This is a genomic window from Pseudoflavonifractor phocaeensis, from assembly GCF_016901735.1.
Lineage (GTDB): Bacteria > Bacillota > Clostridia > Oscillospirales > Oscillospiraceae > Pseudoflavonifractor_A.
On the sequence record NZ_JACLZC010000001.1, the window covers coordinates 25,389 to 38,152 of the forward strand.

Here is a 12,764-nt window from a genome sequence, read left to right on the forward strand (position 1 = left end):
TTTTGGAGGAGATTCATTTGACCATCGATCTGTTGCGTGCGGTATTGTCCGCCGAGGCCGCCACTGATAACAGCGGCAGCTGGATTTCCATGGGCGTGTCCCTGGTGGTGCTCATCGCCGTGTTCTACTTCATGCTCATCCGCCCGGAGAACAAGCGGAAGAAGGAAGCGGCCAAGATGCGCTCCGAGCTGGCGGTGGGAGACGTCATCACCACCATCGGCGGCATCGTCGGCACCATCTGCGCGGTGAAGGAAGAGACCATCGTCATCGAGACCGGCGCCGACCGGGTGCGGATGGAGTTCACCAAGTGGGCCATCTCCAACAAGGGCGCCCAGACCAGCGAGAACGCAAAGTAAAAACGTCCGGCATGGACACCGCCCTCCCGTCATAGACTTCCCGTGGGAAGCTCTGTGAAAGGGAGGGCGTTTTTTATGGGTAAGGAGGAACATCAGGGGACAAGGGTGCTGCGCTACGGGGGCGGCGTGCTGCTGGGCGGCGGAGTGGCGTTTGCCGCGGCGCTGGCGGTGCTGCTGGCCTGCGCCTGGGCCGTCTCCATGGGCTATGCGCCAGAGTCGGCGGGGTATCAGCTGGCGGTGGGAGCCTGCGTGACGGGCGGTCTGGCCGGCGGGATCACGGCGGCGGTGCGCTGTGCCCGCCGTTCGCTGCCGGTGGGTCTGGCGGCGGGGGGCGTGCTGTTTCTGCTGATTTTGACGGTGGGGGCGCTCTGGTTCCAGGCGCTCCCCCTGGAAAAAGGGGGCCTGGGCCTGCTGTTGGGGGCGCTGTGCGGCGGCGGCTGCGGCGGCCTGGTGAGCCGGGCGGCGCTGGGCCGGAAAAAAAGACGAAAATAAATTGAAATCCTTTGGAGGCTATGCTATAATAAATGCGATATCCTAGACATGGGAGGGAAAATAAATGAAGCATATCAAGACGCTCAACGGCGCGACTCTCAAGCAGAGCGCCGCTCACGGTGGCTGCGGCGAGTGCCAGACCTCCTGCCAGTCCGCCTGTAAGACTTCTTGCACCGTGGCCAACCAGAAGTGCGAGAACCGGTAATTGCTTGACCTTTGGCAGAGAAAAGGGGCGGGAGAGATCCCGCCTCTTTTTGTGAGTTAGGAGTTATGAGATAGAAGATAGGAGATAGCGCTGTCTTTCTGTTTGGATGTCTGGGTATATAGATGAAGATGCAAATGCTACAAATATAATTTGGAGGAAGAATAGAACATGGTACATACGTTTCAGGCTCTTGGGGTAAACATCGCGGTGGACGTGAACAGCGGCGCGGTCCACGTGCTGGACGAGCTGACTTACCATCTCCTGGAGCAGGCGACGCCCCCCATGGCGGAGCACTGCCCGGCGGACATCGCGGCCAAGCTCCCCCAGTACGCCCCGGCGGATCTGGAAGAGGCGTGGCAGGAGCTGCGGGGTCTGGCGGAGCAGGGGCTGCTTTTCGAGGAGGACGACTACATCGACCGGGAAAAGGCCGCGTCCATGCAGCAGCAGGCCCTGGTCAAGGCCCTGTGTCTCCATGTGTCCCACGACTGCAACCTGCGGTGTAAATACTGCTTTGCCGGCACCGGCGACTTCGGCACCGGACATCGGATGACCATGAGCGTGGAGACCGCCAAAAAGGCCATCGACTTCGTGGTCCGGAAGTCCGGCCCCCGGCGCAACATCGAGGTAGACTTCTTCGGCGGCGAGCCCCTCATGGCCATGGACACCGTAAAGGAGACGGTGGCCTACGCCCGCTCTCTGGAGGAGCAGTACAACAAGCATTTCCGCTTCACCATCACCACCAACGGGATGCTGCTCAACGACGAGAACATCGCGTATATCAACCGCGAAATGTCCAACGCGGTGCTGTCCATCGACGGCCGTAAGGAGGTCAACGACGACCTGCGCCCCACCGCCGGGGGACAGGGGAGCTACGACGTCATCGTGCCCAAGTTCAAAAAACTCATCGCGGAGCGGGGTGACAAGGAATATCACCTGCGGGGCACCTTCACCCGCTTCCATAAGGACTTCGCCGAGGACGTGAAGGCGTTGACCGAGATCGGCAAGTATGTGTCGGTGGAGCCGGTGGTGGGGAAGGAGAGCGACCCCTACGCCATCCAGGAGAGCGACCTTCCCGAGCTGAAGGCGGAATATGAGCGCCTGGCGGAGTACCTGAGGGACCGGCGGGACGTAAACTTCTTCCACTTCAACGTGGATCTGTCCCAGGGCCCCTGCGTCATCAAGCGGCTGCGGGGCTGCGGGGCCGGCTGCGAGTATGTGGCCATCACCCCCGACGGGGACATCTATCCCTGCCACCAGTTCGTGGGCAACGAGGAATACAAGCTGGGCTCGGTGTATGACGGCACCTTCAACAAGGAACTGTCCAGCCGGTTCGCCGGTCTGAACATCTACACCCGGGAGGAGTGCCGCAACTGCTGGGCCCGGTTCTACTGTTCCGGCGGTTGCTCGGCGTCTAACCTGCTGGTCAACGGCAACATCCAGCATCCCCACAAGGTGGGCTGCGAGTTGGAGCGCAAGCGTCTGGAGTGTGCCATCGCCATCAAGGCTATTGATGCGGGCCTGGCGGACTGAGGAAAACGGAATACGAGATATAGCGGTATACGTTTTGTATACCGCTATATTTTGTGTCTTTTTAGAGAGGGCGGGAGGACCTCACTTTTTACCAGTTTATAAAGTTTACATAATATAGTATACATAACATGGTATACAGAGCGTATAAAACGGGGAGGGGCGGCAGGAACCGCTTGCATAATCGGACGGGGTGGGGTATAGTATTACAAAAAGGAATCACCACATAACCCCACCCGCCGGCGCATAGGATAGCCGGGAGGTGAGGCGGTTGAAAACAGGAAAGGGCTGGACGGCCGGCGATGGGCGCCTGACGGCGCTGGCGGTGCTGTCCCTGTGTTTTTTGGGGGGCGGGCTGCTGGGCGTTCTGTCCGCGGCGGGCGCGGAGGAGGAAGCGGCGGCCGGTCTGGCGTCCTATTTGTCCGCCTTTCTGGCCACGGCCCAGGCCGGGACCCTCAGCGTGCCCGGTCTGCCCGCCCAGGTCTGGTCCGTGATCCGCTGGCCGCTGCTGGTGCTGCTGCTGGGCTTCAGCGCGGTGGGACTGGTGGGCATCCCGGCGGTGTTCGGCGTCCGGGGCTTTTTGCTGGGCTTCTCCATCGGCTCCTTCGTGCGCTTTTACGGCGGGGCGGGGGGACTGCTGGCGGCGCTGGTTTTTGGGGTGTCGGGCTGCGTGGCGGTGCCGGTCCTCTTTGTGCTGGGGGTGCAGAGCCTGCTGGCCGCCCGGACGCTGGCGCTGCGCATGGTGGAGGAGCGGCGCAGGCTGCTGCCCTACGGACGGCGGTACTGGCTGTGCTGCGGGGTGTGCGCCGGGGGGCTGGCGGTGTGTGTGCTGCTGGAATGGGCGGCGGTGCCGTCGCTGGTGATGGGCGCCGCCCGGCTGCTCCGGTTATCCTGAAAAAGAAGAGGATGGTGGGTATGGACTGCTATGAAGCCTTTGCGCGTTACCTGCTGGAGGAAAAGAAAGCCTCGCCCAACACGTCCAGCTCCTATCTGCGGGACGTGCGGCAGTATCTGCACTGGCTGGAGGTACGGGGCATCCCGGCGGAGGGCGCGGTGCGCGCCGACGTGGAGGGGTACAGCCACAGCCTGTTTGCCCAGGGAAAATCGGCGGCCACGGTAACCCGGTCGCTGGCCTCGCTGAAATCCTTTTACGGCTATCTGCTGCGGGAGGGGGCGGTGGAGGAGAACCCGGCCCGTGGTCTGACGTCGGTGCGGGTGGAGCGCAAGCTGCCGGCCATCCTGACCCGGAAGGAGGCGGAGCTCTTTTTGGACCAGCCCGACATGAGCGAGCCCAAGGGCTGCCGGGACAAGGCCATGCTGGAGGTGCTCTACGCCACCGGTATCCGGGTCAGCGAGCTCATCGCCCTGGATGTGGACCACGTGGATCTGGCGGGGGGACTTTTGCGCTGTCCGGGCCGGAAGGAGCGGCTCATTCCCCTCTATCCGGCGGCGGTGCGGGCGTTGAAAGCCTATCTGACCCGTGTGCGCCCCCAGGTCATCGAGCGGCCCGACGAGACGGCCCTCTTTGTGAACATGAGCGGGGAGCGGATGAGCCGGCAGGGCTTTTGGAAGATCATGAAGCAGTACCAGGAAAAGGCGGGCATCCAAAAGGACATCACCCCCCACACCCTGCGCCACTCCTTCGCGGCCCATCTGCTGGAGAACGGGGCCGATCTGCGGGCCATACAGGAGATGCTGGGCCATGCGGACATCTCGTCCACCCAGATCTACACCCAGGTGGTGGGGCGGGACCTCAAGCAGCTCTACCGCCGCACCCATCCCAGGGCGAAAATCGGATAAAGAAAAAGAAAAGGTCAGGAACCCGGAAAGTTGGGTCCCTGACCTCTTTTCATAGGAACACTGTGGGCTTGCCGCCATCGGCGGGGCAAATCTTTGTGTTTGTGTAGGGGCGGCCTTTATGGCCGCCCGCATTACCCTCTGCAAGGCCGGCGAGCGACCACAAGGGTCGCCCCTACAGGGCGGGAGAGGATCGCAGTACCCCGGCGTGGATTCCGTAGCTTCTTACGTCGTTTGGGTCCCGGCCTCTTTTTGACCTGGGTCAGATTCGTTTTGTCAGGACGCGGCCTCCTCGGTTTCCGTATCGGCGGCCAGCAGGCTGTCGGCGGTGGCGGAGAGGAGGTCCTCCACAATGCTCTCGTTGATGCGGTGGATGGCATCGGAGCCGTTGAGCACGGCGTAATAGTAGCTGCCGTCGTCGGTGGCGCCGCCGATTTCCAGCTTCATGGCCGAGCCGTCGCTGCAGGTGACGGTAATGGTGACGGGATCGTCCAGCCCGCAGGCGGCCTGTTCCTCCGCGTCGGACCGATAGTCGTAGCAGGAGGAGAAATAGAGGTAGGAGAGGCTGGAGAGCATCCCGCTCAGGACGTCGTTGTCCGCGTCGATGTCCTGCCCGTCCAGGGACCAGGTGTAGGACGAGACGGTCTCGCCGGAGTCCTCGTCGGTCTCGGTGGAGGTGCGCTTGGCGAGGGTCAGGGTCTGACCGTCCCGCTGGATGGCGATGGTCTCCATATTGTCCTCGCTCAGATCGGGGAAGGTCTCCACCTGGGCCAGGTCCATCAATTCCACGTTCAGATCATCGGCCAGGGTGGAGGAGATGGTGTAGACGGTGGTTTTGCCCTCCACCTGGGCGTAGTTGTAGGCGCTGTCCACGCTGTTGCCGATGAGGACGGTCTCCTGGTTTCCGGCGCTGTCGGAGAGGGTGATCTCATATTATAGGTCACCGACAGGCTCTTGGCGGGGATGGAGAGGTTGGACAGATCGTCAAAGCCGCAGGTCACGCCGTTCATGAAGATGGTCTCGTTGGCGAGGCTGGGATTGGAGGCGAGGATCTCGCCGTCCAAAAAGCTGGTGCTGCCAAAGACGGTGAGCCGTCCGCCCGCCGCGGTTTCGTCGGTGGTCTCATCGGTGGTTTCATCGCTTTCATTGGAGGTCCAGGTACACACCGCGCCCAGCAGGTAGGAACCCTGGACCTGTCCGTCCTCGGTGACGGCGTAGGCGTTATCGCTGGTGGTCATGAAGGGGGTGACGGTGACGGCGGCGTCCTCACTCTGGCTCTCGGCGGTCTGGGTAAAGCCCCGGCTGTTGGCCAGGTAGGTGACGGAGTTGGCGTCACAGCCGTCGCACAGGTCGGCGGCGGTGCTCAGGGTGGCGTAGAGGTAGAAGGGGGAGCCGAACTGGGGGAAGTACTGGGACAGGTCGGCGATATATCCCTCGGCCACCTCCAGGCCGCAGTCATAGAGGAAGCCCTCCCAGTTGGGCAGGGAGGCGTCGCTCTGGGCCAGGAGGAGGATCATCTGTCCGCCGCTTGAGAGGTAATTTTGGAACATGGTCACCTCGTCGGCGGAGAGGTCGCTGGTGGGGCCGTTGACGATGAGCAGGTCGCAGTCCTCGGGGACGCCGCCGTTGGTGAGGACGCTCACCGAGGAGAGGGAGAGGTTTGCCTTTTCAATGGCGTCGGTGATGGCGGAGGGGAGGTCGGCCTCGCCGTGGCCGGTGAGGGTGTAGAGCAGCTTTTGGGTGTCGCCGGTGACGTAGTCGATGGCGGAGGTGAGCTGGCCGTCGGCGTCGAAGGTATCCTCCACATAGGAGAAGGAGTTCATGTCCACGGTGTAGGTGATGAGCTCGGAGAAGGAGATGACCCGCTCCTTGCCGGTGGCGGCGCAGGTGACCACGAGGGAGTCCTCGTCGGCGTCATAGGCGCTGGCCTGGCTGGGGTAGGCCACCGGGTCCAGGGCGGTGAGGGTGATGTGGTCGGAGCAGGCGGCGTAGTTGTACAAAAACTTTTCGATCCGCTGGTCCACGGCGCCTTCCTGGGCCAGGACCACGATCTCCACGTCCTCCTCCAGCCCGGCCAGGAATTCCCTGGAGGTGTCGGAGACGGCGTAGAGGCTGTTGTCGGTCAGGTCGAACTCCCGGAGGTTGGAGGGGAGCTGGCCGGCGATGAGGTTGACCAGGATCACCAGCACGACAGCCAGGGCGGTCATACCGGCCAGGTAGCCGCCCCGCTTCCAGGCGCGGCGGGTATAGGCGCTGGGCTGGTTGGGTTTATGCAGTATCATGATGACAGCTCCTCCTTAATTCCAACGCCGCTTTTGCAGGGTCTGAACGGTGAGAAAGAGGAACAGGAAGGCCATGGAGAGATAGAGCACCAGGCCGCCCAGATCAAAGACACTGTAATCGGCGAAATTATAAAAGACGGTGCGGAAGGCAAAGACCGACAGCACATTGGACAGGGCGTCGGGCAGGAAGCTCATCAGGTCCTCCCAGAGAAAGAGGATGAGGAGCACGGCGAAGGTGCCCACGGCGGCGATAATCTGACTTTCGGTCAGGGAGGAGATGAACATGCCGATGGCGATGAACACGCAGCCCATGAGGAAGAAGGCGAAGAGGGAGGCGTAATCGGAGAGGAGGTAGGCCTGGCCGTTGGCGGCGATGATAAGGGGGCAGAAGGCGGCCAGGACCACCGGCACGGCCAGCACCGTCACCATGGCCAGGTATTTGCCCACCACCACGCCGGTGAGGGAGACAGGGGCGGTGAGGAGGAGCTGATCGGTTTTGCCCCGCCGCTCGTCGGCCATGGACTTCATGGTCAGGATGGGGATGGTGAACATCAGAATGTTCATCAGGCTGATGAGGGAGATGGAGAAGTGGGGATAGCCGCTGAAGATGTTATAGGCCATGAAATAGATACCGGTGAAAAAGACCAGGGCGGCGATGAAGATATAGCCGATCATGGAGTTGAAATAGGAGCTGAGCTCCCGCTTGTAGATGGCGGTCATTGGGCTTGCTCTCCTTCCTGCGTTGGGGCGGCGGCGGACGTGTCCGGCGTCCGGGAGACGCCGGGCTGCTGTCCGGGGTCGTCGCTGGTGAGGCGGAGGAAGATATCCTCCAGGGTAAGGGCGTCCCGGCGGAGGGCCAGAATGGGCAGACCGGCCTGGGCGCAGGCGTGGAAGAGGTCCTCCCGGATGTCGGCGCCGGTGGCCTGTTCCAGGCGATAGGAGACGGCGTTTTCCTCCCGGGTGGGGAGGGGGGAGAGGGCGGCGACGGAGGGCACCCCGGCCAGCATGGCCCGGGCCTGGCTGTCGGTACCCCGGAGGGTGAGCTCCAGGGTGGGCTCGTCGGCCAGCTCCCGCTCCAGCTCGTCGGGCGCGCCGCAGGCCACCTTCCGGCCGTGGTGGATGATGAGCAGGTGATCGCAGACCTCCTGCACCTCGGAGAGGATGTGGGAGCTGAGCAGGATGGTATGGTTTTTGGACAGGGAGCGGATGAGGGTGCGGATCTCCAGGATCTGCTTGGGATCCAGGCCTACGGTGGGCTCATCCAGGATGAGGACCTTGGGGAAGCCCAGCAGGGCCTGGGCCAGACCCACCCGCTGGCGGTAGCCCTTGGACAGGTTGCGGATGAGCCGTCCCCGGACGGTCATGGTGCCGGTCATCTCCATGACCCGGTCCACCTGGCTGTTCCGGTCCTTCCGGGACACCTTTTTCAGCCCGGCGGCAAAGAGCAGGTATTCCTCGCAGGTCATGTCCATATAGAGAGGGGGCAGCTCGGGCAGATAGCCCACGGAGCGTTTGACCAGCTCCGGTTCGTCGGTAATGCTGTGGCCGTCCACCAGGACTTCCCCCTCGGTGGCGCCCAGGTAGCCGGTCATGATGTTCATGGTGGTGGATTTGCCGGCGCCGTTGGGGCCCAGGAACCCGAAGATCTGGCCGTCCGGCACAGAGAAGCTCAGGTGATCCACGGCCAGGTGCGCGCCGTATCGCTTCACCAGATCGCGTACTTCGATCAAGACAAAAATCCTCCTTTTGCGTCAGCTGCGTCTCCCGCCGGGAGGCGCGTCTTTCGTAATGGTAGTCCGCCAAGTTGAAATAAGCCTGAAAATCCTGTAAACAATCTGTGAAGGAAGCGGAGAAGGGGGGCGCGAAAAAAAGAGAAAAAAGGGGTTGACAGGGGAGGGAGGGCGTGGTATTATAATACCCGTCGCTGAGAGCAAGCCGAACGGCGGGCCGGACGCGACGGAACAATGCGCGAGTGGTGGAATTGGCAGACTCGCTAGATTCAGGTTCTAGTGTGCATTACGCACGTGCGGGTTCAAGTCCCGCCTCGCGCACCAAAGAAGGACATCCGTATGGATGTCCTTCTTTTTTGCCATGGGCATAAAAAGACGTGGTCGCAAAGCGGACTTTGCGACCACGTGGTGCCGGTAGTCGGACTCGAACCGACACGATGTCGCCACCAACGGATTTTGAGTCCGTCACGTCTACCAATTCCATCATACCGGCCTATCAGCGTTCTTCATTATAGCGGATTTGGACCGGTTTGGCAAGTACAAAATTCCGGTCCCAGAAAAAAATACTTCCCATGAGGTGGGAAGCGTGATAAAATGAACTGATATGCGGGAAAAAGGAGGGGGGAGCGGAATGCGGATTCTGGGGATTGACCCGGGCTTTGCCATTGTGGGCTTCGGCCTGCTGGAGAGCGGCGGGGGAGTGCAGCGGCTGGTCACCTGCGGAGCCATCACCACCCCGGCCGGGGAGCCGCTGCCCAGCCGTCTGGCGCAGATCGCCGACGATATGGATACCCTCCTGGAGCGGTTCCGGCCCGACGCCATGGCGGTGGAGGAGCTCTTTTTCAACAACAACATCACCACCGGCATCAGCGTGGCCCAGGCCAGAGGGGTGATCCTCCTCAGCGCCCAGCGGGCGGGGGTGCCCATCTTTGAGTACTCCCCCTCCCAGGTCAAGCAGGCGGTGGCGGGCTACGGCAAGGCGGAAAAGCGGCAGGTCATGGCCATGGTCAAGCGGCTGCTGGGCTTAAACGCCGTCCCCAAGCCGGACGACGCCGCCGACGCGGTGGCCATCGCCCTGTGCCACGCCCGGTCCTTTACCTCCCGCCTGTCCCTGCTGGACTCCGCCCGGCCGGGCAGCGGCCGCTATGCGGTCCGGCGGTGAGAAACACCAAACACATCGGAGTGGGAGAAGCCATGTTTTACTACCTCAACGGCACGGTGGCCCATGTGGCCCCCTATCTGGCCGTCATCGACTGCAACGGGGTGGGCTACGCCTGCCGCACCACCCATCAGACCCTGGCCCAGCTCCAGAAAGGGGAGCGGGCCAAGCTTTATACCTACCTGAACGTCCGGGAGGACGCCATGGAGCTCTATGGCTTTTATACCGAAAACGAGCGCAGCTGCTTTGAAATGCTCATCGGGGTGTCTGGCGTGGGGCCCAAGGCCGCCATTTCCATCCTGTCCTCCACCACGCCGGAGGGACTGGCCATGAGCATCATCACCGGCGACGAAAAGGCCCTCACCGTGGCCCCGGGCATCGGCAAAAAAATTGCCCAGCGCATCATCCTGGAGCTGAAGGACAAGCTGGCCAAGGGGCAGCTCAGCCCGGGCGGCGAGACCTACGGCGGCACCGGCGTAACGGTGATTCCGGAGAACAAGAGCAGCGAGGCGGCGGCGGCGCTGGCGGTGCTGGGCTACTCCCAGGGGGAGATCGCCGCGGCCCTCAAGGGCCTGGACGTGGAGGGCATGACGCTGGAGGCCCTCATCAAGGCGGCGCTGAAGAAAATGGCCCAACCCTGAGAGAGATAAGAGATAAAAGATAAGAGAGCGGGAAAGCGGGGGAGGGACCCACGGTTCGCGTCCGCTGTCCGCTGCCCTTTGGCTTGCATACGGAATATAAAGGAGGGAAACTTCCATGAGCATCGATTTTTCGGACACCGGCGGCTTCGAGACCGAAGAACCGCTGGTGACCACGTCCCTCACCCGGGACGACGAGAACGAGGGTTCCCTGCGTCCCAAGACGCTAAAGGAATACATCGGCCAGAAGAAGGCCAAGGGCAACCTGGAGGTGTTCATCCAGGCGGCCAAAATGCGGGGCGAGCCGCTGGACCATGTGCTCCTCCACGGCCCGCCCGGACTGGGCAAGACCACCTTAAGCAACATCATCGCCAACGAGATGGGGGTCAATATTCGCATCACCTCCGGCCCGGCCATTGAAAAGCCCGGCGATCTGGCGGCCCTGCTCACCAACCTTTCGGAAAACGACATCCTCTTTGTGGACGAGATCCACCGGCTCAACCGCTCGGTGGAGGAGATCCTCTACCCGGCCATGGAGGACTACGCCATTGACATCATCATCGGCAAGGGTCCGTCGGCCAACTCCATCCGGCTGGATCTGCCGAAATTCACCCTCATCGGGGCCACCACCCGGGCGGGGCAGCTTTCCGCGCCTTTGCGGGACCGGTTCGGTGTGACCCTGCGGCTGGAGCTCTACACCCCCGAGGAGCTGGCCCTCATCGTCAAGCGCTCGGCGGGCATCCTGGAGGTGCCCATTGAGGACGAGGGGGCCATGGAGATCGCCAGGCGGAGCCGGGGCACCCCCCGCATCGCCAACCGGATGCTCCGCCGGGTGCGGGACTTCGCCCAGGTCAAGGCGGGAGGGGTCATCACCCGGACGGTGGCCGACGCGGCTCTGACGGCCCTGGAGGTGGACCATCTGGGGCTGGACAGCGTGGACCGGCGGATGCTTTTGAGCATCATCGAGCACTACGGCGGCGGGCCGGTGGGCCTGGAGACCCTGGCCGCCACCATCAACGAGGAAGCGGTGACCCTGGAGGACGTGTACGAGCCCTATCTCATGCAGATGGGTTTTTTGACCCGCACTCCCCGGGGGCGCTGCGTGACCCAAAGGGCCTATCAGCATCTGGGCCTTTCCGTGCCCGGCGGGACGGGGCTGGACCAGCTGCGCTTTTGACTTACATTTCTCTATATTCTTAAATCAGAAAGAGGTAATCAATATGGGTAAATTGTTTGGGACCGACGGTATTCGCGGTGTGGTCAACGCCGGTTTGGACGCCATGCTGGCCTTCCAGGTGGGTCTGGCCACGGCGCAGGTCATGCGGGAGGAGACAGGGAAGGACCGTCCCCGGGTGGCCATCGGCAAGGACACCCGCATCTCCTCCGACCTGCTGGAAAACGCCCTGGTGGCGGGTCTCTGCTCCGCCGGGGCCGACGTGCTCCATCTGGGCGTCATGCCCACCCCCGGCGTGGCCTGGATCACCGTGGAGACCGGCGCAGACGCGGGCATCGTCATCTCCGCCTCCCACAACCCCTTCGAGCATAACGGCATCAAAATCTTCAACAGCCAGGGCTACAAGCTGCCCGACGCCCTGGAGGAGCGCATCGAGGACATCATCCTCAACCACAAGGAGGTGCCCCTCAAGACCCACGGGGACCTGGGCCGCATCATCCACGCCGACCAGGAGGAGAAGGCCGCCTATGTCAAGCACCTGGCCTCCACCGTGGACGACGACTTCGACGGCCTGCGCATCCTGGTGGACTGCGCCAACGGCGCCTCCTCCGCCACCGCCCCCGCTCTGTTTGCCTCCTTCCCCAAGCTGAAGGCCGACATCATCTACGCCGACCCCGACGGGGTGAACATCAACAACGGCTGCGGCTCCACCCACCTGGGCCAGCTCAAGGAGAAGGTGGTGGCCGGCGGTTATGATCTGGGCCTGGCCTTCGACGGTGACGCCGACCGCTTCCTGGCGGTGGACGAGAGGGGCGAGGAGATCGACGGCGACCAGATCATGGCGGCCTGCGCCCGGGTGCTCCAGGCGGAAGGGAAGCTCAACGGCAACACCATGGTGGGCACCGTCATGAGCAATATGGGCCTGCATATTTTTGCAAAGGAGCACGGCATGAATCTCTACTGCACGCCGGTGGGCGACCGCAACGTGCTGGAGAAGATGCTGGACGGGGACTACGTCATCGGCGGCGAGCAGTCGGGCCACACCATCTTCCGGGCCTACGCCACCACCGGCGACGGCCAGCTGACCGCCCTGCAATTTTTGCAGGTATTCCACCGCTCCGGCCTGAAGGCGTCGGAGCTGGTGGCCGACTGCAAGCGCTATCCCCAGGTGCTCATCAACATCCCCGTGGCCAGCAAGGAGAAGAAGGAGGAGATCATGGCCGCCCAGTCCCTGAAGGACGCCGTGGCCGCCAAGGAGGCCGCGCTCAACGGCACCGGCCGCATCCTGGTCCGACCCTCCGGCACCGAGGCCCTGCTGCGGGTCATGGTGGAGGCCCAGACCTCCGAAGCGGCCCAGAACTGCGCCGAGGAACTGGCAGAACTCATAAAAAATCTGTGAGCCAA

At 62.8% G+C, this 12,764-nt stretch carries 14 protein-coding genes and 2 tRNA genes; 11 read left to right on the plus strand and 5 right to left on the minus strand.

Going from position 1 to position 12,764, the window contains the following annotated elements:
* Positions 1 to 17: 17 nt before the first annotated feature.
* The 6 genes from yajC (at position 18) to xerD (ending at position 4,380) form a co-directional block, all read left to right on the plus strand.
* The gene (yajC, locus tag H7U37_RS00145) at positions 18 to 356 is read left to right on the plus strand and encodes a preprotein translocase subunit YajC (RefSeq protein WP_243413706.1); all 339 of its coding nucleotides are present in this window, start codon (positions 18 to 20) and stop codon (positions 354 to 356) included.
* 75 nt (positions 357 to 431) lie between these two features.
* A complete protein-coding gene (locus H7U37_RS00150; protein WP_204872637.1) occupies positions 432 to 848 on the plus strand; it encodes a TIGR04086 family membrane protein in 417 nt (138 codons plus the stop codon).
* 64 nt (positions 849 to 912) lie between these two features.
* Positions 913 to 1,053, plus strand: coding sequence for a six-cysteine ranthipeptide SCIFF (gene scfA, locus H7U37_RS00155; protein ID WP_204872638.1), 141 nt, complete (start codon positions 913 to 915; stop codon positions 1,051 to 1,053).
* Between the two features lie 168 nt (positions 1,054 to 1,221).
* Complete coding sequence (gene scfB / locus H7U37_RS00160; protein WP_204872639.1) at positions 1,222 to 2,583, plus strand: thioether cross-link-forming SCIFF peptide maturase; 1,362 nt, start codon at positions 1,222 to 1,224, stop codon at positions 2,581 to 2,583.
* Between the two features lie 259 nt (positions 2,584 to 2,842).
* Positions 2,843 to 3,475 carry a hypothetical protein gene (locus tag H7U37_RS00165; protein WP_338049719.1) on the plus strand — a complete coding sequence of 211 codons (633 nt, stop codon included), beginning with the start codon at positions 2,843 to 2,845 and terminating at the stop codon, positions 3,473 to 3,475.
* A 20-nt stretch (positions 3,476 to 3,495) separates the two neighbouring features.
* Positions 3,496 to 4,380, plus strand: a complete 885-nt coding sequence (xerD, locus tag H7U37_RS00170) for a site-specific tyrosine recombinase XerD (protein ID WP_204872643.1) — start codon at positions 3,496 to 3,498, stop codon at positions 4,378 to 4,380.
* Positions 4,381 to 4,653: 273 nt separating this feature from the next.
* Here xerD and H7U37_RS16145 read toward each other — a convergent pair whose 3' ends face one another.
* The 4 genes from H7U37_RS16145 to H7U37_RS00190 are packed head-to-tail and all read right to left on the minus strand — an operon-like array spanning position 4,654 to position 8,389.
* Entirely contained in the window at positions 4,654 to 5,250 is a 597-nt protein-coding gene (locus tag H7U37_RS16145; RefSeq protein ID WP_204872645.1) for a DUF4340 domain-containing protein, read from the minus strand.
* A complete protein-coding gene (locus tag H7U37_RS00180; RefSeq protein WP_204872647.1) occupies positions 5,169 to 6,659 on the minus strand; it encodes a DUF7088 domain-containing protein in 1,491 nt (496 codons plus the stop codon). Before H7U37_RS00180 ends, H7U37_RS16145 begins: the two co-directional genes overlap by 82 nt.
* Positions 6,660 to 6,674: 15 nt before the next feature.
* Positions 6,675 to 7,379: an ABC transporter permease gene (locus H7U37_RS00185; RefSeq protein WP_204872649.1), complete on the minus strand. Its 705-nt coding sequence runs from the start codon at positions 7,377 to 7,379 to the stop codon at positions 6,675 to 6,677.
* Positions 7,376 to 8,389: an ABC transporter ATP-binding protein gene (locus H7U37_RS00190; protein ID WP_204872650.1), complete on the minus strand. Its 1,014-nt coding sequence runs from the start codon at positions 8,387 to 8,389 to the stop codon at positions 7,376 to 7,378. Before H7U37_RS00190 ends, H7U37_RS00185 begins: the two co-directional genes overlap by 4 nt.
* Positions 8,390 to 8,625: 236 nt before the next feature.
* Between H7U37_RS00190 and H7U37_RS00195 the strand changes: the two genes are divergently transcribed.
* Positions 8,626 to 8,713: transfer RNA gene (locus H7U37_RS00195), tRNA-Leu, on the plus strand.
* Positions 8,714 to 8,795: 82 nt separating this feature from the next.
* Here H7U37_RS00195 and H7U37_RS00200 read toward each other — a convergent pair.
* Positions 8,796 to 8,882, minus strand: a tRNA-Leu gene (locus H7U37_RS00200).
* A gap of 138 nt (positions 8,883 to 9,020) precedes the next feature.
* On the opposite strand from H7U37_RS00200, the gene ruvC reads away from it, so the two are divergent.
* From ruvC to glmM, 4 genes are all read left to right on the plus strand, one after another.
* Complete coding sequence (ruvC, locus tag H7U37_RS00205) at positions 9,021 to 9,551, plus strand: crossover junction endodeoxyribonuclease RuvC (protein ID WP_204872651.1); 531 nt, start codon at positions 9,021 to 9,023, stop codon at positions 9,549 to 9,551.
* 32 nt (positions 9,552 to 9,583) lie between these two features.
* Positions 9,584 to 10,189 carry a Holliday junction branch migration protein RuvA gene (gene ruvA, locus H7U37_RS00210; RefSeq protein ID WP_204872838.1) on the plus strand — a complete coding sequence of 202 codons (606 nt, stop codon included), beginning with the start codon at positions 9,584 to 9,586 and terminating at the stop codon, positions 10,187 to 10,189.
* 115 nt (positions 10,190 to 10,304) lie between these two features.
* Positions 10,305 to 11,363: a Holliday junction branch migration DNA helicase RuvB gene (gene ruvB / locus H7U37_RS00215; protein WP_204872652.1), complete on the plus strand. Its 1,059-nt coding sequence runs from the start codon at positions 10,305 to 10,307 to the stop codon at positions 11,361 to 11,363.
* A 43-nt stretch (positions 11,364 to 11,406) separates the two neighbouring features.
* Entirely contained in the window at positions 11,407 to 12,759 is a 1,353-nt protein-coding gene (gene glmM, locus H7U37_RS00220) for a phosphoglucosamine mutase (RefSeq protein ID WP_204872653.1), read from the plus strand.
* Positions 12,760 to 12,764 lie beyond the last annotated feature (5 nt).

Excerpts from the sequence above, each read along its gene's own strand:
- H7U37_RS00150 (WP_204872637.1), top strand. The coding sequence starts at position 432 with ATGGGTAAGGAGGAACATCAGGGGACAAGGGTGCTGCGCTACGGGGGC.
- scfA (WP_204872638.1), top strand. The coding sequence starts at position 913 with ATGAAGCATATCAAGACGCTCAACGGCGCGACTCTCAAGCAGAGCGCC.
- scfB (WP_204872639.1), top strand. The coding sequence starts at position 1,222 with ATGGTACATACGTTTCAGGCTCTTGGGGTAAACATCGCGGTGGACGTG.
- xerD (WP_204872643.1), top strand. The coding sequence starts at position 3,496 with ATGGACTGCTATGAAGCCTTTGCGCGTTACCTGCTGGAGGAAAAGAAA.
- H7U37_RS00180 (WP_204872647.1), bottom strand. The coding sequence starts at position 6,659 with ATGATACTGCATAAACCCAACCAGCCCAGCGCCTATACCCGCCGCGCC.
- H7U37_RS00185 (WP_204872649.1), bottom strand. The coding sequence starts at position 7,379 with ATGACCGCCATCTACAAGCGGGAGCTCAGCTCCTATTTCAACTCCATG.
- ruvC (WP_204872651.1), top strand. The coding sequence starts at position 9,021 with ATGCGGATTCTGGGGATTGACCCGGGCTTTGCCATTGTGGGCTTCGGC.
- ruvA (WP_204872838.1), top strand. The coding sequence starts at position 9,584 with ATGTTTTACTACCTCAACGGCACGGTGGCCCATGTGGCCCCCTATCTG.
- ruvB (WP_204872652.1), top strand. The coding sequence starts at position 10,305 with ATGAGCATCGATTTTTCGGACACCGGCGGCTTCGAGACCGAAGAACCG.
- glmM (WP_204872653.1), top strand. The coding sequence starts at position 11,407 with ATGGGTAAATTGTTTGGGACCGACGGTATTCGCGGTGTGGTCAACGCC.